At 67.4% G+C, this 22212-nt stretch carries 18 protein-coding genes and 1 tRNA gene; 6 read left to right on the top strand and 13 right to left on the bottom strand.

Annotation, left to right across the window (positions count from 1 at the left end; genetic code table 11):
- Positions 1–98: 98 nt before the first annotated feature.
- Positions 99–1478, top strand: a complete 1380-nt coding sequence (gene argA / locus G3O00_RS26085) for an amino-acid N-acetyltransferase (RefSeq protein WP_206144740.1) — start codon at positions 99–101, stop codon at positions 1476–1478.
- A 49-nt stretch (positions 1479–1527) separates the two neighbouring features.
- Positions 1528–1803 carry an oxidative damage protection protein gene (locus G3O00_RS26080; RefSeq protein WP_006478357.1) on the top strand — a complete coding sequence of 92 codons (276 nt, stop codon included), beginning with the start codon at positions 1528–1530 and terminating at the stop codon, positions 1801–1803.
- A gap of 118 nt (positions 1804–1921) precedes the next feature.
- Here the strand turns inward: G3O00_RS26080 and G3O00_RS26075 are convergent, their stop codons facing one another.
- From G3O00_RS26075 to G3O00_RS26065, 3 genes are all read right to left on the bottom strand, one after another.
- Complete coding sequence (locus G3O00_RS26075; RefSeq protein WP_206144739.1) at positions 1922–3403, bottom strand: MFS transporter; 1482 nt, start codon at positions 3401–3403, stop codon at positions 1922–1924.
- A 103-nt stretch (positions 3404–3506) separates the two neighbouring features.
- Positions 3507–4703 carry a CoA transferase gene (locus G3O00_RS26070; protein ID WP_206144738.1) on the bottom strand — a complete coding sequence of 399 codons (1197 nt, stop codon included), beginning with the start codon at positions 4701–4703 and terminating at the stop codon, positions 3507–3509.
- Positions 4700–6451, bottom strand: coding sequence for an acyl-CoA dehydrogenase family protein (locus tag G3O00_RS26065; RefSeq protein WP_206144737.1), 1752 nt, complete (start codon positions 6449–6451; stop codon positions 4700–4702). Before G3O00_RS26065 ends, G3O00_RS26070 begins: the two co-directional genes overlap by 4 nt.
- 173 nt (positions 6452–6624) lie before the next feature.
- On the opposite strand from G3O00_RS26065, the gene G3O00_RS26060 reads away from it, so the two are divergent.
- From G3O00_RS26060 to cysC, 3 genes are all read left to right on the top strand, one after another.
- A complete protein-coding gene (locus tag G3O00_RS26060; protein ID WP_089431272.1) occupies positions 6625–7527 on the top strand; it encodes a LysR family transcriptional regulator in 903 nt (300 codons plus the stop codon).
- Between the two features lie 97 nt (positions 7528–7624).
- Positions 7625–7699, top strand: a tRNA-Val gene (locus tag G3O00_RS26055).
- Between the two features lie 295 nt (positions 7700–7994).
- Entirely contained in the window at positions 7995–8585 is a 591-nt protein-coding gene (gene cysC, locus G3O00_RS26050) for an adenylyl-sulfate kinase (protein ID WP_206144736.1), read from the top strand.
- A gap of 22 nt (positions 8586–8607) precedes the next feature.
- Here cysC and G3O00_RS26045 read toward each other — a convergent pair whose 3' ends face one another.
- From G3O00_RS26045 to hutH, 10 genes are all read right to left on the bottom strand, one after another.
- The gene (locus tag G3O00_RS26045) at positions 8608–10002 is read right to left on the bottom strand and encodes an aspartate aminotransferase family protein (RefSeq protein WP_206144735.1); all 1395 of its coding nucleotides are present in this window, start codon (positions 10000–10002) and stop codon (positions 8608–8610) included.
- Positions 10003–10030: 28 nt separating this feature from the next.
- Positions 10031–11368, bottom strand: coding sequence for a glutamine synthetase family protein (locus tag G3O00_RS26040; protein WP_174933495.1), 1338 nt, complete (start codon positions 11366–11368; stop codon positions 10031–10033).
- A gap of 12 nt (positions 11369–11380) precedes the next feature.
- Positions 11381–12187: a gamma-glutamyl-gamma-aminobutyrate hydrolase family protein gene (locus G3O00_RS26035; protein ID WP_206144734.1), complete on the bottom strand. Its 807-nt coding sequence runs from the start codon at positions 12185–12187 to the stop codon at positions 11381–11383.
- 768 nt (positions 12188–12955) lie between these two features.
- Complete coding sequence (gene hutG, locus G3O00_RS26030; protein ID WP_206144733.1) at positions 12956–13753, bottom strand: N-formylglutamate deformylase; 798 nt, start codon at positions 13751–13753, stop codon at positions 12956–12958.
- A 59-nt stretch (positions 13754–13812) separates the two neighbouring features.
- Complete coding sequence (locus G3O00_RS26025) at positions 13813–15189, bottom strand: formimidoylglutamate deiminase (RefSeq protein ID WP_206144732.1); 1377 nt, start codon at positions 15187–15189, stop codon at positions 13813–13815.
- 4 nt (positions 15190–15193) lie between these two features.
- Positions 15194–16417: an imidazolonepropionase gene (gene hutI, locus G3O00_RS26020; protein ID WP_206144731.1), complete on the bottom strand. Its 1224-nt coding sequence runs from the start codon at positions 16415–16417 to the stop codon at positions 15194–15196.
- Positions 16418–16421: 4 nt separating this feature from the next.
- Positions 16422–17033 carry a HutD family protein gene (locus G3O00_RS26015; protein WP_206144730.1) on the bottom strand — a complete coding sequence of 204 codons (612 nt, stop codon included), beginning with the start codon at positions 17031–17033 and terminating at the stop codon, positions 16422–16424.
- Between the two features lie 2 nt (positions 17034–17035).
- Positions 17036–18724 (bottom strand): urocanate hydratase, encoded by a 1689-nt coding sequence (gene hutU / locus G3O00_RS26010; protein ID WP_166960392.1) that lies wholly within the window; start codon positions 18722–18724, stop codon positions 17036–17038.
- Between the two features lie 39 nt (positions 18725–18763).
- Positions 18764–19459, bottom strand: a complete 696-nt coding sequence (gene hutC, locus G3O00_RS26005; RefSeq protein ID WP_011352609.1) for a histidine utilization repressor — start codon at positions 19457–19459, stop codon at positions 18764–18766.
- A 4-nt stretch (positions 19460–19463) separates the two neighbouring features.
- Entirely contained in the window at positions 19464–20987 is a 1524-nt protein-coding gene (hutH, locus tag G3O00_RS26000) for a histidine ammonia-lyase (protein ID WP_011352610.1), read from the bottom strand.
- A gap of 213 nt (positions 20988–21200) precedes the next feature.
- On the opposite strand from hutH, the gene G3O00_RS25995 reads away from it, so the two are divergent.
- Entirely contained in the window at positions 21201–22121 is a 921-nt protein-coding gene (locus tag G3O00_RS25995) for a glutamate/aspartate ABC transporter substrate-binding protein (RefSeq protein WP_206144729.1), read from the top strand.
- Positions 22122–22212: the final 91 nt, after the last annotated feature.

Raw genomic sequence — 22212 nt, 5'->3', positions numbered from 1 at the left:
GGCCGCACCATCCGGGTGCCGGGCCGACGGCGTATTGGCCCGCGTCGGCGCGGGACTTTTAGAAACATTCGACATGGGGGCGCATTATAATCCCGCCCATGAATTCCCAAACCGACCTCCCCCCCGCCCAGACCGGCGCCACGACGCCGCCGGCCGCCGACGACTCGGCCGCCAGTCACGCGCAGTTCGTCGACTGGATGCGCTCCGTCGCGCCCTATATCCACAAGTTCCGCAACAGCACGTTCGTCGTGGGGTTTGGCGGCGAGGTGGTGCAGCAGGGGCTGCTGAATGCGCTCGTGTCCGACATCGCGCTGCTGCAGGCGATGGGTATCCAGATCGTGCTGGTGCACGGCTCGCGCCCGCAGGTCGAGGAGCAGCTGAGCCTGCATGGTGTCGAATCCGAGTTTTCGCACGGGCTGCGCATCACCGATGCGCGCGCACTCGAATCCGCGAAGGAAGCGGCCGGTGAAGTGCGTCTCGACATCGAGGCCGCGATCAGCCAGGGTCTGCCGAACTCGCCGATGGCGCACGCGCACATCAGCGTCGTGTCGGGCAACTTCGTGACCGCGCGGCCGGTGGGGATTCTCGACGGGGTCGATTTCGCGCATACGGGCATCGTGCGCAAGATCGACGCCGAATCGATCCGTCATTCGCTCTCGAGCCGCAAGCTCGTGCTGCTGTCGCCGCTCGGCTTCTCGCCGACCGGCGAAGCGTTCAACCTGTCGATGGAAGACGTGGCGTCGGCCGCCGCGATCGCGCTGCGCGCCGACAAGATCGTGTTCCTGACCGAAGGCCCCGGCATCGTCGACGACGAAGGCGAGCTGATCCGCGAAATGTCGCTCGACGCGGCGGCCGAGCTGCTCGATTCCGGCAACATCCAGGGCGACGACGCGTTCTTCCTGAAGCATTCGATCCGCGCGTGCCGCGGCGGCGTGACCCGGGCGCACCTGATCCCGCAATCGCTCGACGGCAGCATGCTGCTCGAACTGTTCCTGCACGACGGCGTCGGCACGATGATCTCGTACGAGAACCTCGAGAGCCTGCGCGAAGCGACGCCGGACGACGTCGGCGGCATCCTGTCGCTGATCGAGCCGCTCGAGTCGGACGGCACGCTGGTGCGACGCGGCCGCCACCAGATCGAACGCGACATCGACCACTTCTCGGTGATCGAGCACGATGGCGTGCTGTTCGGCTGCGCGGCGCTGTATCCGTACCAGCAGGAGAAGATCGGCGAGATGGCGTGCCTGACGGTCGCGCCGGAAGCGCAGGGCTCGGGCGACGGCGAACGCCTGCTCAAGCGCATCGAGCAGCGCGCCCGCGCGCGCGGCCTCACGCATATCTTCGTGCTCACGACGCGCACCGAGCACTGGTTCCTCAAGCGCGGCTTCGTCAAGGTCAGCGTCGACGACCTGCCGGAAGACCGCCGCAAACTCTATAACTGGCAGCGCAAGTCGCTCGTGCTGATGAAACAGCTCTGAGCGCAGGCACGACTGCCCTCCCCCAGACCGATTACAGGAGAAGTACACGATGGCTCGAATGATCCAATGCGCGAAGCTCGGCAAGGAAGCCGAAGGCCTCGATTTCCCGCCGCTGCCGGGCGAACTCGGCAAGCGCATTTACGAGAGCGTCTCGAAGGAAGCGTGGCAAGGCTGGCTGAAGCAGCAGACGATGCTGATCAACGAAAACCGCCTGAACATGGCCGACCCGCGCGCGCGCCAGTACCTGATGAAGCAGACCGAGAAGTACTTCTTCGGCGACGGCGCGGACCAGGCGTCCGGCTACGTGCCGCCGACGGAAGGCTGAAGACGCGTTACCGCGCGGCCGGCGCAAGTTGCCGGCCACGCGCTCCGGGAAAGACGGCACCGTGTTTCGCACGGTGCCGTTTTCTTTTGGGAACGCGCGGGGCGGTATGCCGCGCCGCTCAACCGGCCGGCTTCAGCGCGCCGCCCTCGCCTGGCTGCGTGTTCCCGTCGACCGCGGGTTCCGCGCCGCCGCCTTCGGTGCCCCATTCGGCCGCGTCGCTGCGTTCGGCCGTCGACAGTTCGTCCGCGCGATATCCGGTGCGATTCAGCAGCGCCAGCATGCAGACGAGCGACACGAACGCGTAAAGCCCCGACGCAACCGCAACGCCGACGATGCTGCCGGTCGAATTGAGGATCGCCTGCGCGAGCACGGGCGTGCCGCCGCCGACGACGAGCGCGCTCAGCTGGTACGCGAGCGACAGGCCCGTGTAGCGGATGTTCGCCGGGAACACACGTGCGAGCACGCCGCCGACCGCGCCATAGAACATCGCCGACGGAATCGTCGAGATGCACATGCCTGCGACGGCCACCCAGTACGAACGCGTCGCGAGCGCATGGAACATCACGGGCATCAGCACGATTTCCGGAATCAGGATCCAGCACATCGCGCGGCGCATGTCGACCTTCGACACGAACCACGCGCCGACCGGCTGCATCAGGAACTGCACGACGAGCGAAATCGACAGGATGCCGAGGAACGTGCCCTGCGCGTACCCGAGCTCCTTGGTCGCCCACGACAGCGCGAACGTGCTGCGGAAGTACGTGACGTTGATCACCGGCAGCGTGCCGGCCGCGAGCAGCACGACGACCCAGTGATCGCGCACGACGTCGCGCAGCGGCAGCTTCACGGTGCGCTTGCGTGCGAGCACGCGCTGCATGTCGGCCGACTCCTCGAGCTTCAGCCGGATCACCATGCCGATGATCACGAGCACGGCCGACAGCAGGAACGGAATGCGCCAGCCCCACATCAGGAATGACGGCGTCGGCAGCGCGCTCAGCGCGAAGAACGCGGCAGTCGCGAGCAGGTTGCCGGTGGGCGAGCCCTGCTGCGCGAACGCCGCATACAGGATGCTGCGATGCTTCGGCGCGTTCTCGCTCGCGATCAGCACCGCGCCGCCCCACTCGCCGCCGACCGCGATGCCCTGCAGCACGCGCAGCACGACGAGGCCGGCCGGCGCCCAGACGCCGATCTGCGCATAGCCGGGCAACAGGCCGATGCCGGTCGTGGCCAGCCCCATCATCACCAGCGTGATCACGAGCGCGGTCTTGCGGCCGACTCGATCGCCGAGATGCCCGAACACGATGCCGCCGAGCGGTCGCGCGGCAAAGCCGGCCCAGAACGTGACGAACGCCAGCAGCGTCGCGACGCCGGGATCCATCGTGCTCGCAAAGAACACCTTGCCGAACACGAGCGCTGCCGCCGTGCCGTAGATGTAGAAGTCGTACCACTCGATCGTGGTACCGACGAACGCCGCGAAGGCGGCGCGGCCGGGCCGCGGTTGCGGTTGCGGTTGCGGTTGCGGTTGCGGTTGCGGTTGCGGTTGCGGTTGCGGTTGCGGTTGCGGTTGCGGTGCGGCAGTCGGGGATTGCTGACGGCTCATCGATGTCTCCATGTTTGCGTGTCGGGGGCGCGACTGTCGCGCGCCTTTCCCGGGTGGCCGGCATCGCGCCGCCGGCCGGCGGCGTCGTGTCGGTCGGCGGCGCCTAGCCGGGGGCCTCCCTCAGCACGCCGGCGTCGAGCAGTTGCTGCTGGAGCGCGGGATCGACGCCGAGGCGATCGAGCACCGCGCGCGTGTCGCCGCCCAGCTCGGGCGGCGGCGAACGATAGGTGGCCGGCGTACGCGACAGCTTCACCGGCGACGCCGTGCCGCGATACGCGCCGATCTCGACGAACAGGTTCCGGTGCAGCGCATGCGGATCGTGCGCGACGTCGGCGACCGTTCGCACCGGCCCGCACGGCACGCCCGCCGCCATCAGGTCGCGAGCGAGCGGCTCGCATGCATGCGCGGCGAGCCGTGCTTCCAGTTCGGCCTTCAACTCGGGCCGATGTGCACAGCGGCTGCGGTTGTCGACGAAGCGCGGATCGCTTGCGAGCGCCGGCACGCCGAGATGCGCGACGAGCCGCGCGAACTGCCGGTCGTTGCCGATCGCGAGGAAGATCGGCACGGTCGCCGTGCGATAGCTGTCGTACGGCGCGATGTTCGGATGCGCGTTGCCGCTGCGCTCCGGCACGCGCCCCGAACCGAAGAAGTTCGGCAGGTGCGGATGCAGCAGCGACACGCCGCAGTCGTACAGCGCGATGTCGATCGACTGGCCCTGCCCGCTCTTCTCGCGCTCCGCGAGCGCCAGCAGGATGCCCGCAAGTGCATTGAGGCCCGTGACCATGTCGACGATCGGCAGACCGATGCGCGTCGCGTCGCCGTCGCGCTCGCCGTTGACGCTCATCAGCCCCGCCATCGCCTGGATCACCGCGTCGTAGCCGGGCAGCCCGCCGAGCGGGCCGTCTTCGCCGAAGCCCGTCACCGCGCAGTGGATCAGGCGCGGGAAACGCGGCTGCAGGTCGCGTGCGTAGTCCATCCCCCAACGCGCGAGCGTGCCGGGCTTGAAGTTCTCGACGAGCACGTCGGCCTCTTCTAGCAGACGCCACAGGATCGCGCGCCCCTCGTCGCGCGACAGATCGAGCGCGAGCCCTTCCTTGTTGCGGTTCACGCCCATGAAATACCACGCGGTTTCGCCGAGGAACGGCGGCCCCCAGCCACGCGTCTCGTCGCCGTCCGGCGGCTCGATCTTGACCACCGTCGCGCCGTGGTCGGCGAGCGCCTGCGTGCAGTACGGGCCGCCGAGCACACGGCTCAGGTCGACGACCTTCAGGCCGTCCAGTGCACCACGCGTCAGGCTCATCGTTCGACCTCCGGCAGCAGGTCGAGCGCGGTATCGAGTGCGATCGGCGTGCCGCGCAGCAGTGCGTCGTACGCGGCCGATTCGTCGTCGCGCGATGCCGGCGCGAGCGGATCGATCGGCAGCAGCTTGTGGCGCACAACCAGGTGCGCGAGCGCGAGCCGCCGGAAATCCGGCGCGAGCCGCACGCCTTCGCACGCCATCAGCACGGCCGCGCTCGCGTAGTACAGCGCGGATGCGGCCTGGCGCACGCGAGCGTCGTCGCCTTCGGCCGCGACCCGCATAAGTGCGTCGCAGGCGCGCGCGAGAATACGCCGCAGCGCCGCGCGGCTCGCATCGGGCAGCGGTGCCGCGCCGAGGCGGTCGCTGAGGAACGCGCGCAGCGCATCGAGCGCCTGCTCACGCTGCGCGGCCCGCGCGACGTCGAGCGCGACGATGTTGCTCGTGCCCTCCCAGATCGAGCCGAGGTGCGCATCGCGCACGACGCGCGCGTCGCTCCATTCCTCGATGTAGCCGGTGCCGCCGCGCACTTCCATCGCATCGCCGGTCACGCGCCGTGCATCGCGGCATGCGCGGAACTTGATCAGCGGTGTCAGGAGCCGCACGCAGCGCGCGGCCTGCTCGTCGCCCGCATCGGCCTGCGGCAACAGCAGCGCGATCTGCATGAACATCGCGCGCGCGGCCTCGGCCGGCAACAGCATCTTCAGCAACTGACGCTGCATCAGCGGCATCTCGATCAGCTTGCGGCCGAAGGCCTCGCGATGCGCGGCGACGTGCAGCGCTTCGTTCAGCGCGCGCCGCATCAGCCCCGCCGCGCGCACGCCGTTCGACAGCCGCGACATGTTGATCATGTCGGCCATCTGGTGAAAGCCGCGGCCGATCTCGCCGATCAGGTACGCCTGCGCGCCTTCGAGCGCGATCTCGCCGCTCGCCATCGAACGGCTGCCGAGCTTGTCCTTCAGGCGCACGATCCGGTAGCGGTTGCGCGTGCCGTCCGGCAGCGTCTTCGGCAGCAGGAACAGCGCGAGGCCCTTGATGCCGTCCGGCGCGCCGTCGGGCCGCGCGAGCACCATCGCGAGATCGGCGTCCGCGTTCGAGCAGAACCACTTGTCGCCGGTCAGGCGCCAGACGGTCTCGCCGTGCGCGTCCGTCTCGCGCGTCGCCCGCGTCGCGATCCGGGCGACGTCGGAGCCCGCCGCCTGCTCGGTCATGAACATCGCGCCCTGGTACAGCGTGTCGAAATCGCGCGACGCAAGCATCGGCAGGTAGCGCGCGACGAGCGCCGGATCGCCGAAGCGGCGCAGCGTGCGCGTCAGCGAATCGGTCATGCTGACCGGGCAACACAGGCCGAATTCCGCCTGCACGAACAGGAACGTCAGCGCGTACTTGACGAGCGGCGGCACCGATTCGGACCCGTGGCTCAGCGACGCGAGCCCGAGCTCGGCATACGCGACGCGTTCGAGCGCGACATACGCGGGATCCTTGTCGATCCGCTGCACGGCCTCGCCGCGCCGGTTGCGGTGCTCGAGCACGGGCGGGTGCTTGTCCGCGCGCGATGCCCATGCGTCAAGCTCGTCCGACACGCGTGCGCCGAGCGCGCGCAGCCGCGGCTCGAGTTCGGCATAGTGCGCATCGCCGAGATGCAGCTTCAGCAACGCGCCGAGGTCGGGATCGACGGTGAAGAAATTGATGCCCCGGCTGTCGGGGATGTTGGATGCGCCGGTGTCCGGCGTGCGAGCGGTGTCGTTCATGCGTGCGTCTCCTGGGTTGCCTGCACGTCGGCTGGAAGCGGCGCCGCAGCGCCCGGCCAGTCCCGTGCAAAGCCTTCCGCAGAGCGTAGGCGCGCGATCGATAAGCGTCCAATACAGGATTTATCCGGTACGATAGATATCGCTTATCGATGCCGACGCCGCGAGGAGACACCATGGAACTGAGGCAGTTGCGCTACTTCGTGGCGGTCGCCGAGGAGCTGCATTTCGGGCGCGCGGCGAAGCGCCTGTTCATCTCGCAGCCGGCGCTGAGTTTCGACATCCGCAAGTTCGAGGACGCGCTCGGCGTGCAGTTGTTCTCGCGCACCAACAAGACCGTCGCACTGACCAACGCGGGCGAGGTGCTGCTCGGCGAAGCGCGCCGGCTGCTGCTGCAGGCGGCCGAGGCCGAACGCCTGACGGTGCGCTCCGCGTCCGGTCTCGCGGGCCGGCTGCGGATCGGCTTCGTGCATTCGATGCTGTATCGCGGTCTGCCCGATGCCGTGCGGCGCTTCGAGGCCGACTACCCCGGTGTCGAAGTCGTGCTGAGCGAAATGAACACGCAGGCGCAGGTACAGGCGATCCAGCGCGGCCAGATCGATCTCGGCTATGCGCACTGGGGCCACTTCCCGCCCGAGGTCGAATCGACGCCCGTCTATGCGGAACCGTTCGTGTGCTGCCTGCCGGCCGCGCATCCGCTCGCGAAGCGCAAGCAGGTCGCGCTCGCCGCGCTGGCCGCGGAGCCGTTCATCCTGTTTCCGCGCGAAGCGGCGCCCCACTATCACGACCTGATCATCGCGCAGTGCGTGAATGCCGGCTTCAGCCCGCTGATCCGCCACGAGGCACGGCTGTGGCAGACGATCCTGTCGATGATCGAGTTCGGGATGGGTATCGCGCTCGTGCCGCGCGTGCTGCAGCAGGTGAAGAGCGAGCGGCTCGCGTTCCGGCCGCTGAAGGATGCGTCGCTCGAATCGCGCACGCTCGCGCTGAAGCGCAGCGGCACCACTGAGCCCGTGGCGCTGCGCTTCGCGGATTACGTCCGCGCGTCGATCGACGCCCTGCCCGCGCTGGCAGGCTGAGCTGGCCGACGGCCAACGGGTCTTGCGCGGGGGCGTGAAAAAATTGCAGAAAGGGCTTTACAGACCCCAAAAGCTCTGACATAATCTTTTCTTCTTTGGGCGGTTAGCTCAGCGGTAGAGCACTGCCTTCACACGGCAGGGGTCACTGGTTCGATCCCAGTACCGCCCACCAAAGAATTCAAGGCCCTGCGTCTCACGACGCAGGGCCTTTTCGTTTTGGCGCCACGGCGTTCCATGTCCGGCTCGGCGCCGGGCCGCCAACTCATGCTGGACGCCGCGTATCGCTCCCCCACACACTTCCCCTACAATCCGCGCACTCGACACCGCGGCGCGCCCCCCAGTGGCCGGATATTTGTAATACGCGGTAACTAATTCGTAACATCTGTCTGATAGTGGCTGCATAGAATCGACCCACAATAACGGCCGACCGAGGCAATGCCGGCCCCCATTCCAGTCAACACGACCGGGTGTGCAGGCTCACGCACGACGTGGCCCGTGCGCACGGTTCCGACGAAGCCATGACACTGTCCACGTCACATACCTTGTGGTTAACCGGTCTGAGCGGCGCCGGCAAATCCACCCTTTCGCGCCAGGTCGCAGCCCACCTTCGCGAACACCAGATCCCCGTCTGCATTCTCGACGGCGACGAACTCCGCACGGGTGTGTCGCCCGATCTCGGCTTCACACGCGAAGACCGCGCGGAGAACTGCCGACGCACCGCCGAAATAGCGAAGCTGCTGAACGCTCAAGGCATCACGGTGATCGTTGCGCTGATCTCGCCGTACGCCGTCGACCGGCAACTGGCACGAGACATCATCGGCAGCGAGCGATTCGTGGAAATCTACCTGCAGACCGACATCGAGACCTGCTCCGCACGGGACCCGAAGCGCCTCTACGCAAAAGCGATGACCGGTCAGACACGCCAGTTCACCGGTATCTCCGATCCATACGAAGCACCCGTCTCCGCTGAACTCGTCCTCGAGACCGGAACGACGACCATCACGGCTTGCGTCGCGCGCATCATCGAATTCGATCTGCAGCGCTACGACCACGTGTAACCCCGGCCTGCGCCACGACGGCTCATGCGGACGCCCCCACCCGCTCCGCCGTCGCATCGAACGCGCGCTTCGCCTTGTCGACGATCTCGTCGACTTCCGCCTCGCGAATCACGAGCGGCGGCGACAGCAGCATCCGGTCGCCGGTCGCACGCATGATCAGGTTGCCGTTGAAGCAGAAGTCGCGGCAGATCGTGCCGATATCGACGTTCGCACCGAACCGCTCGCGCCGGTCCCGGTCGCGCGCAAGCTGAACGCCCGCGACCAGCCCCGCTCCCGCAATCTCACCGACGATCGGATGATCGCCCAGCGCATCGCGCAGCCGGCGCTGGAAGTACGGCCCGATATCGTTCTTCACGCGCGCGACGATCCCTTCATCGCGCAGCAGCTTCAGGTTCGCGACCGCGACGGCCGCTGCCACCGGGTGGCCCGAGTACGTGAGGCCGTGATTGAATTCACCGTTGTCGATGATCGGTCGCGCCACGCGCTCGTGAATGCCGACGGCGCCCATCGGCACGTAACCCGACGTGAGGCCCTTGGCCATCGTGATGAGATCGGGCTCGAAGCCGAAATGCTGGTGTGCGAACCATTCGCCGGTGCGGCCGAAGCCGCCGATCACTTCGTCGGCCACCAGCAGGATGTCGTACTTGCGGCAGATCCGCTGGATTTCCGGCCAGTACGTCGACGGCGGGAAGATCACGCCGCCCGCGCCCTGGAACGGCTCGCCGATGAATGCGGCGACGTTCTCCGCGCCGAGTTCGAGGATCTTCGCTTCGAGCTGCTGCGCGCGGGCCAGGCCGAACGCTTCCGGCGTTTCACCGGCTGCCGCTTCGCCGAAGAAATACGGCTGGTCGATGTGTACGATGTTCTCGACCTTCGACGGCATCTGCTCGTGCATGTAGCCCATCCCGCCGAGCGTGGCGCCCGCGATCGTCGAGCCGTGATAGCCGTTCTTGCGCGAGATTACATACTTCTTCTGCGGCTGGCCCTGCACGCGCCAGTACTGGTGCACGAGGCGCAGCACGGTGTCGTTGCCTTCCGAGCCGCTGTTGCAGTAGAAGAAGTGGTTGAAGCCCTTCGGCGACACTTCCGCGAGCATCGCGGAGAGTTCGATCACCGGCGGGTGCGTGGTCTTGAAGAACGTGTTGTAGAACGGCAGTTCCTGGATCTGACGATACGCGGCGTCGGCGAGTGCCTTGCGGCCGTAGCCGACGTTTACGCACCAGAGGCCGGCCATCCCGTCGATCACCTTGTTGCCGTCCGAGTCCCACAGGTAGACCCCGTCGGCTTTCACGATCACGCGGCTGCCCGCGCGGTTCAGCGCGCCCATGTCAGAGAACGGGTGGATGTGGTGCGCGGCGTCGAGCGCGCGATAGTCCGCGGTCGAATGCGGTGAGACAGCTTCGTTTCGATCGGTCATGTTTCCTCCGGATAACAGTGCCGCACGCTCACACGTGCAGCAGCAGATGCCTGCGTTCCCACGAGCTGATCACGCGGAAAAACGCTTCGTATTCGGTGTCCTTCAGCGCCAGGTACGCTTTCACGAACTTGTCGCCGAGAATGCCGGCCAGCGGCGTGCAGGCCGCCATCAGCGAGATGCCCTCCTCGAGATTGCGCGGCAGCTGGTACGGCAGCTTGTAGCCGTCCGACGCGATCGGCTCGGTCGGTGCGAGTTGCTGGGTCAAGCCGAGATAGCCGGCCGCGAGCGTCGCGGCGAAGGCGAGATACGGATTGCAGTCGACGCCCGGGATCCGGTTCTCGATGCGACGCGCCGATGCGCCCGACTGCGGAATGCGGAAACCGACCGTGCGGTTGTCGTAACCCCACTGCACGTTGATCGGCGCCGCCATGAAGCGCGACAGGCGGCGATACGAGTTGATGTACGGCGCGAAGATCGGCATCAACGCGGGCGTGTACTTCTGCAGCCCCGCGAGATAGCTGTGGAACATCGGCGACACGGCACCGTCCTCGTTGGAGAACAGGTTGCGCCCCGTGCGCGCGTCGGCCAGGCTCTGGTGGATGTGCATCGCGGAGCCGGGCTCGTCCTGCATCGGCTTCGCCATGAAGGTCGCGTACATGTTGTGGCGCAGCGCCGCCTCGCGCACGGTGCGCTTGAACAGGAACACCTGGTCGGCGAGCGACAGCGCATCGCCATGCACGAAGTTGATCTCCATCTGCGCGGCGCCGACCTCGTGGATCAGCGTCTCGATATCGAGCCCCTGCATCTCGCAATATTCGTAGATATCCTCGAACAGCGAATCGAACTCGTTCACGGCCTCGATCGAATACGACTGCCGGCCGGTCTCCGCACGCCCGGTGCGGCCGACCGGCGGACGCAGCGGCAGGTCGGGATCGGCATTCATGTCGACGAGATAGAACTCGAGCTCGGGCGCGACGACCGGTTGCCAGCCCTTCGCCTTGTACAGGTCGAGCACGCGTCGCAACACATAGCGCGGCGAGATCTCGACCGGCGAGCCGTCGAAGTGCACGCAATCGTGGATCACCTGCGCGGTCGGGTCGACGGCCCACGGAATCAGGCAGATCGTCGACGGATCGGGCACGCACACCATGTCGGGGTCGGTCACGCCGGTCAGCGTGCCGTCCTCCGGATAGTCGCCGGTGACAGTCTGCACCATCACGGCCTGCGGCAGGCGCATCGATTCGCCGGATTCGAACTTGTTGCGCGGAATGATCTTGCCGCGCGCAATGCCGGCCATGTCGGGAATGATCGCCTCGACCTCGGTGATGCGGTGCTGTCGCAGGAATTCGCTCAGTTCGGGTTGCATGATCGGCCTCTATCAGTCGACGTCGGATGCAGCCGGCGACGCCATCGCGCCGCCGGTTGCATGAATGCGATGCGCCATGCGCGCGCGGCACGCCGCGCCGAATGCCGCGAAGATGTCGCGCGACAGCGGCTGTTCCGCGTAGCGCCATTCGGGATGCCACTGCACGCCAAGCGCGAACGCGCGCGCGCCACGCACGCTGACGGCCTCGACGAGTCCGTCGGGCGCACTGGCTTCGACGACGAGCCCCGCGCCGAGCTGCGCGATGCCCTGGTCATGCAGCGAATTGACCGTCGCCGCCTGCGCGCCGCGCGCGACCCGCTGCAGCAGGCCGCCCGGCGCGAACTGCACGACGTGCGCGGGACCGTACTGCCGTTCGAGCGGATCGGCGGGCCGCTCGCGGTGATCGTCGAAGCCGGTCGTCGCGTGCAGCCGCTGGTGCAGCGTTCCGCCGTACGCGACGTTCAGCTCCTGCATGCCGCGACAGATCGCGAGCACGGGCACGCCCGCGTCGATCGCCGCGCGGATCAGCGGCAGCGCGGTCGCATCGCGTGCGGGGTCGTGCAGCGTGTCGGCCGCGCTCGCGGTGCCGCCATAGTGATGCGGCTCGACGTTCGAATAGCTGCCGGTCAACAGCAACCCGTCGATCGCCGCGACGATCGCGTCGGCCGGCTGGCGCGCGCCGAGCGCGGGCAGCACGAATGCAAGCGCGCCGGCGCCGTCAACCAGCGCGGCCAGGTACTTTTCCCCCGCCGTGTGGTTCGGATGCGCACCGCGCAGGATGCGGTCGGCGGTGACGGCTACGATCGGGCGCGCACGCATGGGGGTCTCTCCGGTAATCGCGCGCGATACGGTCGCACACGGAACAATGAAGGCGGTTCGCGCCGACGCCGCACACGCACACGCGCACCACGACGCGGCGCATGCCCATGCGCGATCCTGCCGCGCGGACGATGCGGCAACAGGCGGTGCGACCCGGAACGGAAGCGGAAAACGACGCTAGGGCAACAACGATGCGCTGCCGTCGCACTGCACCGCGCTGAACACGAGCGCGGTCACGAGATTGAAGCGGCGCAGGCCGCGATGGGAAATGGCGAAGAAACGAGGCTCGCGTAAAGCGGCGGCACGCGTGCCGCGATCAGCATGCCGGATCGGCCCGGCCTGAGGCGGCGCGCCCGCCGACGGACTTCGCGTCCGGCGTATCGAAGGGCTGGCGGCTTTCACGATCGTACTCGACTGACTGATGAATGCAGGACACGTGTCGCGATGAAGCGCATGCGGCAATGCCGCGCGGCGACACGTCGGCAAGGTGTCTCGCAGCGCATTCCGGCGCGGTGCGGCCACGATCGATGGCCCCGCCGCAAGTGCACGCGTGACGACTTCCTGACATTCAGCTTATATCACCTAAAAATTGCGTCAAATTTTCAGGTACCGATGACGACATCGGTCAGACGAAAGCGACACGAAAAAAAACGGCATCGATCCCGTGGATCGATGCCGTGTTGTGCATTGCATCGGTGCGGCAAGCTGCATGCCGGCGGGCTGCGACGCGCCTGCTCCGCCGCGCTGCCGCATCCGTGCGGCCCGCGCTCAACGATGCGCGAGCGCGGTTTCGACGAGCGTCTGCAATAGCGGCACAATCCGCGCTGCACGCGTTTCGTCGTACGCGTAAGGACGCGTCTCTTCCATGTAGGTGATCTGCGAGAGCTCGAGTTGCACGGCCTCGACGCCGGTATCGGGCACGCCATAGTGACGCGTGATGTAGCCGCCCTTGAAGCGCCCGTTGGCGACGGCCGTGTAGCCGCCCTGTTCGAGCACGCGTGCGGCCAGCGCTTCTGCCAGGCCAGGCGTGGCACTCGCACCGCTCGACGTGCCGAAGTTGAAGTCCGGCAGACGGCCGTCGAAGAAGCGCGGCACGTGCGAGCGGATCGAATGCGCTTCCCACACGAGCACACGGCCGTGCTCGCGCTTCAGGCGGGCCACCTCGCCTTGCAACGCCTCGTGATACGGCAGCCAGTAGCGGTCGCGGCGACGCATGATCTCGTCGTTGCCGGGCAGCGCATTCGCCGGATACAGCGGCGCCTTGTCGAACGTATCGACCGGCACGAGCCCCGTCGTGTCCTGCCCCGGGTACAGGTTCTCGTTGTCGGGCGGACGGTTCAGGTCGACGACGTAACGTGCGTGCGACGGTACGAGGATCGATGCGCCGAGGTCGGCCGCGAATCCGTACAGCCGTTCGAGATGCCAGTCGCAATCGTCGACGAAGCGCGCGTCGGGCGTCATCGTCGCGGCGATGTCGTCGGGGATGTGCGTGCCTGCGTGCGGAATCGAGATCAGCAGCGGCAGCGTGCCCTGCTTCAGCGTGAATACAGCCGGTTGTTCAGTCATGTCGCATCACCGTAGGAGGTCTGCCGGCGCACGCCTGCGGCGTGCGCCGGTTGCGCGCGTCAGCGCAGCAGTTGCGCCAGCGCGGCGCGGTAGTCGGCATACGCGACGGCTTCGTCGCGATGACGGCGGCCACTCACGACGCGCTCGCCGCCCGTGTAGACGTCGAGCACCGGCGTGTCGCCGTGCTCCGCGAACACGATACCCGACAACCACGACGTGCTGTCGTGTTCGGCGATCGCCGGATGATCGGGATCGAGCACGAGCCAGTCGGCGCGGCACCCTTCGCGCAGCGCACCGACGTGCCGCCCGCTGGCCTGTGCACCGCCCGCAAGCGAAGCGTCGAACAGGCGATCGGCGACGTGCGCCTGCGTGTCGCTCGCCAGCACGTTGCGCGCGCGATGCACGAGCCGCTGCCCGTATTCGAGCAGGCGCAATTCCGAGCGCCAGTCGACCGACGCGTGGCTGTCCGAGCCGACACCGATCACGCCACCCTGCGCGAGATAGTCGACGGCCGGGAACACGCCGTCGCCGAGATTTGCTTCGGTCGTCAGGCACAGGCCGGCGACCGCGCGACGCTTCGCGAGTGCTGCCGTTTCGGCCGCGTCGACGTGCGTCGCGTGCACCAGGCACCAGCGCGCATCGACGTCGAAGCGATCGAGCAGCCATTGCACGGGGCGCGCACCGTACGCACGCACGCAGTCGTCGACTTCCGCCGTCTGCTCGGCGATATGGATGTGCACGGGCGCATCGCCGGGCAGCCCTTCGAGCAGCACGCGCAATCCGTTCTCGGATACCGCCCGCAGCGAGTGCGGTGCGACGCCGTAGCGCAGCCCGCCGTGCTCCGGCGCCACGCGACGCATCGCGTCGAGCAGCTCGAGCAGGCCGTCGGGCGTATTGATGAAACGGCGCTGGTCGTCGCGCGGCGGCTTGTCGCCGAAGCCGGCGAACTGGTACGACACAGGCAACATCGTGATGCCGATGCCGGCCGCGCGCGCGGCGTCGATCACGCGCGTGCCGAGCTCGGCGATCTGCGGATAGCGCGAGCCGTCCTGCGTGTGGTGCACGTAGTGGAATTCGCACACCGACGTGTAGCCGCACTTGAGCATCTCGACATACAGCCAGCGCGCGATCGCCGCGAGCGCGTCGGGCGTGATCTTCAGCGCGAAGCGGTACATCAGGTCGCGCCAGCTCCAGAAGCTGTCGGACGGATTCGCGCGATATTCGGTGAGCCCCGCCATCGCACGCTGGAACGCGTGCGAGTGCAGGTTCGGCATGCCGGGCATCACGGGCCCGGCCGCGCGCGCGACACCAGCGGGTGCGTCGGTGTCGGGCGTCACGCCGGTCAGCGTGCCGGCCGCGTCCCAGCGCAGCAGCACGTTACGGCGCCAGCCTTCGGGCAGGTACGCATGGTCTGCGAACAACAGGGTGTCGGTCATGAGGCTATCCATTCATCCGGCGAAACACGGTCGTGCCGCCGCGTACGACCTGCTCGCACAGCGGCCGGCCGATCCAGTAGGCGAGCTCCGCCAGCGAGCCGACCGACCACGCGGCGAAGTCGGCTTGTCGACCGACCTCGAGCGCGCCGTGTCGATCCGCGCGGCCGAGCGCCGCGGCCGCATGGCGCGTGACGCCCTGCAGTACCTCGGGCACCGTCATGCGGAACAGCGTGCAGCCCATGTTCAACGTCAGCAGCAGCGATTCGAGCGGCGACGTGCCGGGGTTGTGATCGGTCGCGAGCGCGATCGGCACGCCGTGCTTGCGCAGCAGCTCGATCGGCGGCAATTGCGTCTCGCGGATGAAGTAGTACGCGCCGGGCAGCAGCACGGCAACCGTACCGGCTGCCTTCATCGCCTCGATGCCGGCTTCGTCGAGAAATTCGAGGTGATCGGCGGACAGCGCGCGATAACGCGCGGCCAGCGCCGTGCCGCCCGCATTCGACAGTTGCTCCGCATGCAGCTTCACGGGCAGCCCGCGCCGCGTGGCGGCCTCGAACACGCGCTCGGTCTGCGCGAGCGAAAAGCCGATGCGTTCGCAGAACACGTCGACCGCGTCGACGAGCCCTTCGTCGGCCAGTGCCGGCAGCATCCGGTCGCACACTTCGTCGATGTACGCATCCGCGCGGCCCGCGTATTCGGGCGGCAGCGCGTGTGCGCCGAGGAAGGTCGTGTAGACGGTGACAGGGAAACGCTCGCCGAGCTGGCGAGCGACGCGCAGCATCTTGCGTTCGCTCGCGAGGTCGAGCCCGTAGCCCGACTTGATCTCGATCGCGGTCACGCCTTCGGCAAGCAGCGGCTGCAGGCGTGCGGCGGCCTGCACGAACAGCGTCGTCTCGTCGGCCGCGCGCGTCGCGCGCACCGTCGACACGATCCCGCCGCCCTGCCGCGCGATTTCCTCGTAGCTCACGCCCGCGAGGCGCTGCGCGAATTCGTCGGCACGCGTGCCGCCGTACACGAGGTGCGTATGGCAGTCGACGAGGCCCGGCGTCACCCACGCGCCGTGCAGATCCTCGCGTTGCCAGTGGGCATAACCGTGCGGCAGCGCGGACATCGCGCCGAGCCAGACGATCGTGCCGGTTTCGTCGACGGCGATCGCCGCGTCGTCGATCGTCTCGTCAGGATGGCCGTGCGGACACAGCCTCATGTGATGCCAGACAGTCGGTTTCATGCGTTCAGTCTCGTTCGCCGATGGCGAGCGACACGGCGAGCAACGCGCCGCTCCCGCTCACGACGACGTCAAACGCACGCCGCGGCCCGTCGAGCCGCAACGTGTCCATTTCTTCCAGGGTGTAGCGCGTGCCGTCGATTTCAACGGCGGCTTCGCCGGCCGCGCAATACAGCAGCACGGTATCGGCATGCTCGATGCGGTGCGCGCCTGCGCGCCACACGTCGAGCGCGCCGCGCGCGGCCGACCGGCGCGTCATCAGGTTGAAGTCGCGCGTCGCGCCGTCATGCAGCGTCGCGTCGATCGCCGCCTCGCCCGCAAAATCTGCGCGGGCCAGCGGTGCGTCGAGCACGTGGCGGGCGCCGCCTTCCTCGGCGAGCGTCATGCCCGCGCCGGACAGCAGCACCAGCGTGCGGTCGATCCCGTCGAAACGCGAGAACGGGCCGGCCGTGCCGACGTCCGCGACGCTCACGCGCCACGCGAACGCGTCGAGCGCGGCGCCCGGAGGGAACGCACCGATTTCACGCGTCACGCCGCCGCCGTTCTTCCATGGCGACGCGACGAGATCCGCTGCGCGGATCATCGTCGCGTTCACCGGCGCCTGGTGGAGCGCCGTCATGCTCAGCGGCCGAGCATCGGCAGCTTCAGGCCGGCTTCGCGGGCCGTCTGCTGCGCGAGTTCGTAGCCGGCATCCGCATGGCGCATCACGCCCGTCGCCGGGTCGTTCAGCAGCACGCGGCCGAGACGCTCGTGCGCTTCGGCGGTACCGTCGGCGACGATCACGACGCCCGAGTGCTGCGAGAAGCCCATGCCGACACCGCCGCCATGGTGCAGCGACACCCACGAGGCGCCGCCTGCGGTGTTCAGCAGTGCGTTCAGCAGCGGCCAGTCGCTGACTGCGTCCGAACCGTCCTTCATCGATTCCGTCTCGCGGTTCGGGCTGGCGACCGAGCCGGTGTCGAGGTGGTCGCGGCCGATCACGATCGGGGCCTTCAGTTCGCCGTTCTTGACCATCTCGTTGAACGCCTGGCCGAGGCGATAGCGATCCTTCACGCCGACCCAGCAAATACGCGCCGGCAGGCCCTGGAACGCGATGCGTTCACGTGCCATGTCGAGCCAGTTGTGCAGGTGCGGATCGTCGGGGATCAGCTCCTTCACCTTCTGGTCGGTCTTGTAGATGTCTTCCGGATCGCCCGACAGCGCGACCCAGCGGAACGGGCCCTTGCCTTCGCAGAACAGCGGGCGGATGTACGCCGGCACGAAGCCCGGGAAGTCGAACGCGTTCTCGACGCCCATTTCCAGCGCCATCTGGCGGATGTTGTTGCCGTAGTCGAGCGTCGCCGCGCCGCGTTCCTGCAGATCCAGCATCGCCTGCACCTGCACGGCCATCGACTGCTTCGCGACCTTCACGATGCTCTGCGGATCGACCTTCTGCGCTTCGCGCCATTGCGCGACGGTCCAGCCTTGCGGCAGGTAGCCGTTGATCGGGTCGTGCGCGCTCGTCTGGTCGGTCACGCAATCCGGCGTGATGCCGCGCTTGACGAGTTCCGGGAACACGTCGGCCGCGTTGCCGAGCAGGCCGATCGACACCGGCTTGCCGGTGCGCTTCGCTTCTTCGATCATGCCGAGCGCTTCGTCGAGCGTCGTCGCCTTCTTGTCGACGTAGCGCGTCTTCAGGCGGAAGTCGATACGGGTCTCGTCGCATTCGACCGCGATCATCGAGAAGCCGGCCATCGTCGCGGCCAGCGGCTGCGCGCCGCCCATGCCGCCGAGGCCGCCCGTCAGGATCCAGCGGCCCGACGGATCGCCGTTGAAGTGCTGGTTCGCGACCGAGAAGAACGTTTCATAGGTGCCCTGAACGATGCCCTGGCTGCCGATGTAGATCCAGCTGCCGGCCGTCATCTGGCCGTACATCATCAGGCCCTTGCGGTCGAGCTCGTGGAAGTGATCCCAGTTCGCCCAGTGCGGCACGAGGTTCGAGTTCGCGAGCAGCACGCGCGGCGCATCCTTGTGCGTGCGGAACACACCGACCGGCTTGCCCGACTGGATCAGCAGCGTCTCGTTCTCTTCGAGATCCTTCAGCGACGCGAGGATCTGGTCGTAGCATTCCCAGTTGCGTGCCGCGCGGCCGATGCCGCCGTACACGACGAGCGCATGCGGATGCTCGGCGACTTCCGGGTCGAGGTTGTTCTGGATCATCCGGTAGGCCGCTTCGGCCAGCCAGGTCTTGCAGACTTTCTCGCTGCCGCGCGGCGCACGGATCGTGCGGGTCGGATCGAGACGGGGATCGATGTGTTTCGGATGGTTCATGACGACTGCTCCCGAAGGAAAATGAATATCAAATAGGAATCAGAAATGCCCGGTGAAGCGGTATCGGCTGCCGGGATGCCACAGATTCGCCACCGAGGCGACGACGCCCTGCGACCAGGTGCGTCGATGTAAAACCAGACACGGCTCGACGTCGTCCATCCGCAGCTGCTCGCGCCGCTCCGGCGCCGGGGCCGCCGCTTCGATCCGGTACTCGACGCGCTGCAGCGGAGCCGCGCGCATCAGGTACAGGTTCGGCGTCGTGTTCGTGAAATCCTGCTCGGCGTAATCCGGCGCGACCGCCGGATTCACCCATCGTTCTTCAAGCTGCACGGGCTCGTCATTCTCGAAGTGCAGCACCTGCGAATGAAACAGCTTCGTGCGCACGGCGACCTGCATCTCGTCGGCGAGCGCCTCGTCGGCGCGGATCGTGTCGAGGCCGAGCACGCTGGCGTGATACGCATGCCCGCGTGCACCGACTTCCTCCGAGATGCTGCGGATCGCCACCAGCGTCGACTCGTACTTCGGCCGCGCGACGTAGGTACCGGCCCCCTTCATCCGGGTGAGCACCTGCTCGGCCGTCAACTCGCGCAACGCGCGGTTGACGGTCATGCGCGCCACCTTGAATTCGCGCGCCAGCTCGTTCTCGGACGGCACCTGATCGCCCTCCTCCCACTCGCCTGCGTGGATGCGGCCCAGGATGAAATCCTTGATCTCCTGGTAGACCGGCGCGCTCATGGGCTTACTGTTCCGACGCGAACGAGAACGGCGCGACCTTCGCGAACGCACGCTCGCCGACCAGCTTCGCGATCACCGCGATGTCCGGTGCGAAGTAGTGGTCGAGTTCGTAGTGCGCGACCTTGCCGCGGATCGTTTCCATCACGGGCGCCAGCTTCGGGCTCGTGTGGTACGGCGCGCGCAGGTCGACGCCTTGCGCGGCGGCCAGCAGTTCGATCGCGAGGATGTGCTTCGTGTTGTCCGCGATGTCGGCGAGCTTGCGCGCGGCGAACGTCGCCATCGACACGTGGTCTTCCTGGTTCGCGGAAGTCGGCAGCGAGTCGACCGACGCCGGGTGCGCGAGCGTCTTGTTTTCTGATGCGAGTGCCGCCGCCGTCACGTGGGCGATCATGAAGCCCGAGTTCACGCCGCCGTCACGCACGAGGAACGGGGGCAGGCCCGACAGCGTCGCGTCGATCAGCAGCGCGATGCGGCGTTCGGCCAGTGCGCCGATTTCCGATGCGGCGAGCGCGAGGTTGTCGGCCGCGAACGCGACGGGTTCGGCGTGGAAGTTGCCGCCCGACAGCACTTCGCCGGTATCCGGGAAGATCAGCGGGTTGTCCGACACGGCGTTCGCTTCGACCAGCAGCACGTCGGCTGCATGGCGCATCTGGTCCAGACACGCGCCCATCACCTGCGGCTGGCAGCGCAGGCTGTACGGGTCCTGCACCTTGTCGCAGTCGAGGTGCGACTGGTTGATCGGTGAGCCTGCGAGCAGGTCGCGATACGACGCAGCCGCGTCGATCTGGCCCTGGTGGCCGCGCAGTTCATGAATGCGTGCGTCGAACGGCTTCACCGAACCGGCAGCCGCGTCGACCGACAGCGCGCCCGCGACGAGCGCGGTGCGGTACAGGTCTTCGATCGAGAACATGTTGTCGAGCGCCAGCGCGGTCGATGCCTGCGTGCCGTTCAGCAGCGCCAGGCCTTCCTTCGCCTGCAGCGTCAGCGGCGCGAGGCCCGCGACACGCAGACCGTCGAGTGCGCTTGCACGCTCGCCGCGGATGAACACTTCGCCGACGCCCAGCAGCACGGCCGACATATGCGCGAGCGGTGCCAGGTCGCCCGATGCGCCGACCGAGCCCTTCACCGGGATCAGCGGCAGCACGTCCGCGTTGAACAGCTTGATCAGCGCGTCCATCACTTCACGACGGATGCCCGAGTGGCCACGGCCGAGGCTCGACAGCTTCAGTGCCATCAGCAGGCGCACCGACGAGCGTGCCATCGGCTCGCCCACGCCGACCGCGTGCGACAGCACGAGGTTCTTCTGCAGCAGTTCGAGCTGGTCGTGCGGGATGTGCGTGCTGGCCAGGCGGCCGAAGCCGGTGTTGATGCCGTAGGCCGGCTCGCCCTTCGCGGCGATGTCGGCGACGGCCTTCGCGCCGGCGTCGATCTTCGCGAAGCTGGCCGGATCGAGCGTCAGTTGCACGGATTCGCGTGCGATCTGGCGCAGTTGCGGGAGGGTCAGGTGGCCGGGGGTCAACGTAATCATGTGAGCAATCCTGTCTAGACAAGTTCGGAATGGATTGAAGTGTAGCCACGCCAACTTGTCTAGACAACCCGTATTTCACCGATTTCGACTCAGGAGTTTCCCTGATGCCCGGCGCGGCCCGCCGAATCGGCCCGTGTGATCAGACGCTTAACAGTTGTTGCAATTATTTTGTCTTTGGCAACATACGGATCATCATTCGCTACGGAGACCGCCATGCCCTTCCCGCCACGATTCGCCGCCCGATTCGTCCGCCCCCTGCTGTTCGCCGCGTGCGCACTCGCATGCGGCGCGTCGCTCGCCGCGGAGCCGCTGTCGGGCACGCTCGAGAAAATCCGGCAGAGCAACCTGATCTCGATCGGCCACCGCGAAACGTCGGTGCCGTTCTCCTACGCCGACGCGAACGGCAAGGTCATCGGCTTCTCGCAAGACCTGTGCGACCGCGTGATCGCCGCCGTGAAAGCGCGCACCGGCAAGCCCGACCTGCAGGTGCGCTTCATCCCCGTCACGTCGCAGAACCGCATTCCGCTCGTGCAGGACGGCACTGTCGATCTCGAATGCGGCGTGACCACGAACCTCGCCGCGCGTCACGCGCAGGTCGCGTTCTCGACCACCTTCTTCGTCGCGACGACGCGCCTGCTCACGCGCACGAACTCCGGCATCCGCGACTTCCCCGACCTCGCCGGCAAGACGGTCGTGACGAACCAGGGCACGACGTCCGAACGCCTGCTGCGCAAGATGAACGAGGAAAAAAAGATGAACATGCGGATCATCAGCGCGAAGGACTACGGCGAAGGACGCCTCACGCTCGAATCGGGCCGTGCGGCCGCGTACATGATGGACGACGTGCTGCTCGCGGGCGTGCGCCAGCTCGCGGCGAAACCGGCCGACTGGCAGATCGTCGGCACGCCGCAATCGTCGGAAGCCTACGGGTTCATGTTGCGCAAGGACGATCCGCAGTTCAAGGCGCTCGTCGACGGCGTGCTCATGCAGTTGATGAAGCGCGGCGAGATCGACGCGCTGTACGACAAGTGGTTCACGAAGCCGGTGCCGCCGAAGGGGCTGTCGTTCGACTTCGCGATGAGCGACGTGATCAAGGCGCGCTATGCGGCGCCGAACGACGCGCCGCTCGAATGAGCGCCGCGCGCGGATCCCGGCTCACGCACGCGTCCACGCGACGCACGCCGCGTAGCCGGGCGCCGCGTCGAGCCACGCCGCCTCGAACGCC

Origin of the sequence: Burkholderia sp. Ac-20384, from assembly GCF_017104605.1 — a bacterium.
GTDB classification, from domain to species: Bacteria; Pseudomonadota; Gammaproteobacteria; order Burkholderiales; family Burkholderiaceae; genus Burkholderia; species Burkholderia lata.
The sequence above is the reverse complement of the archived record's forward strand: the minus strand, read 5'-3'. Positions and strand labels throughout refer to the sequence as shown.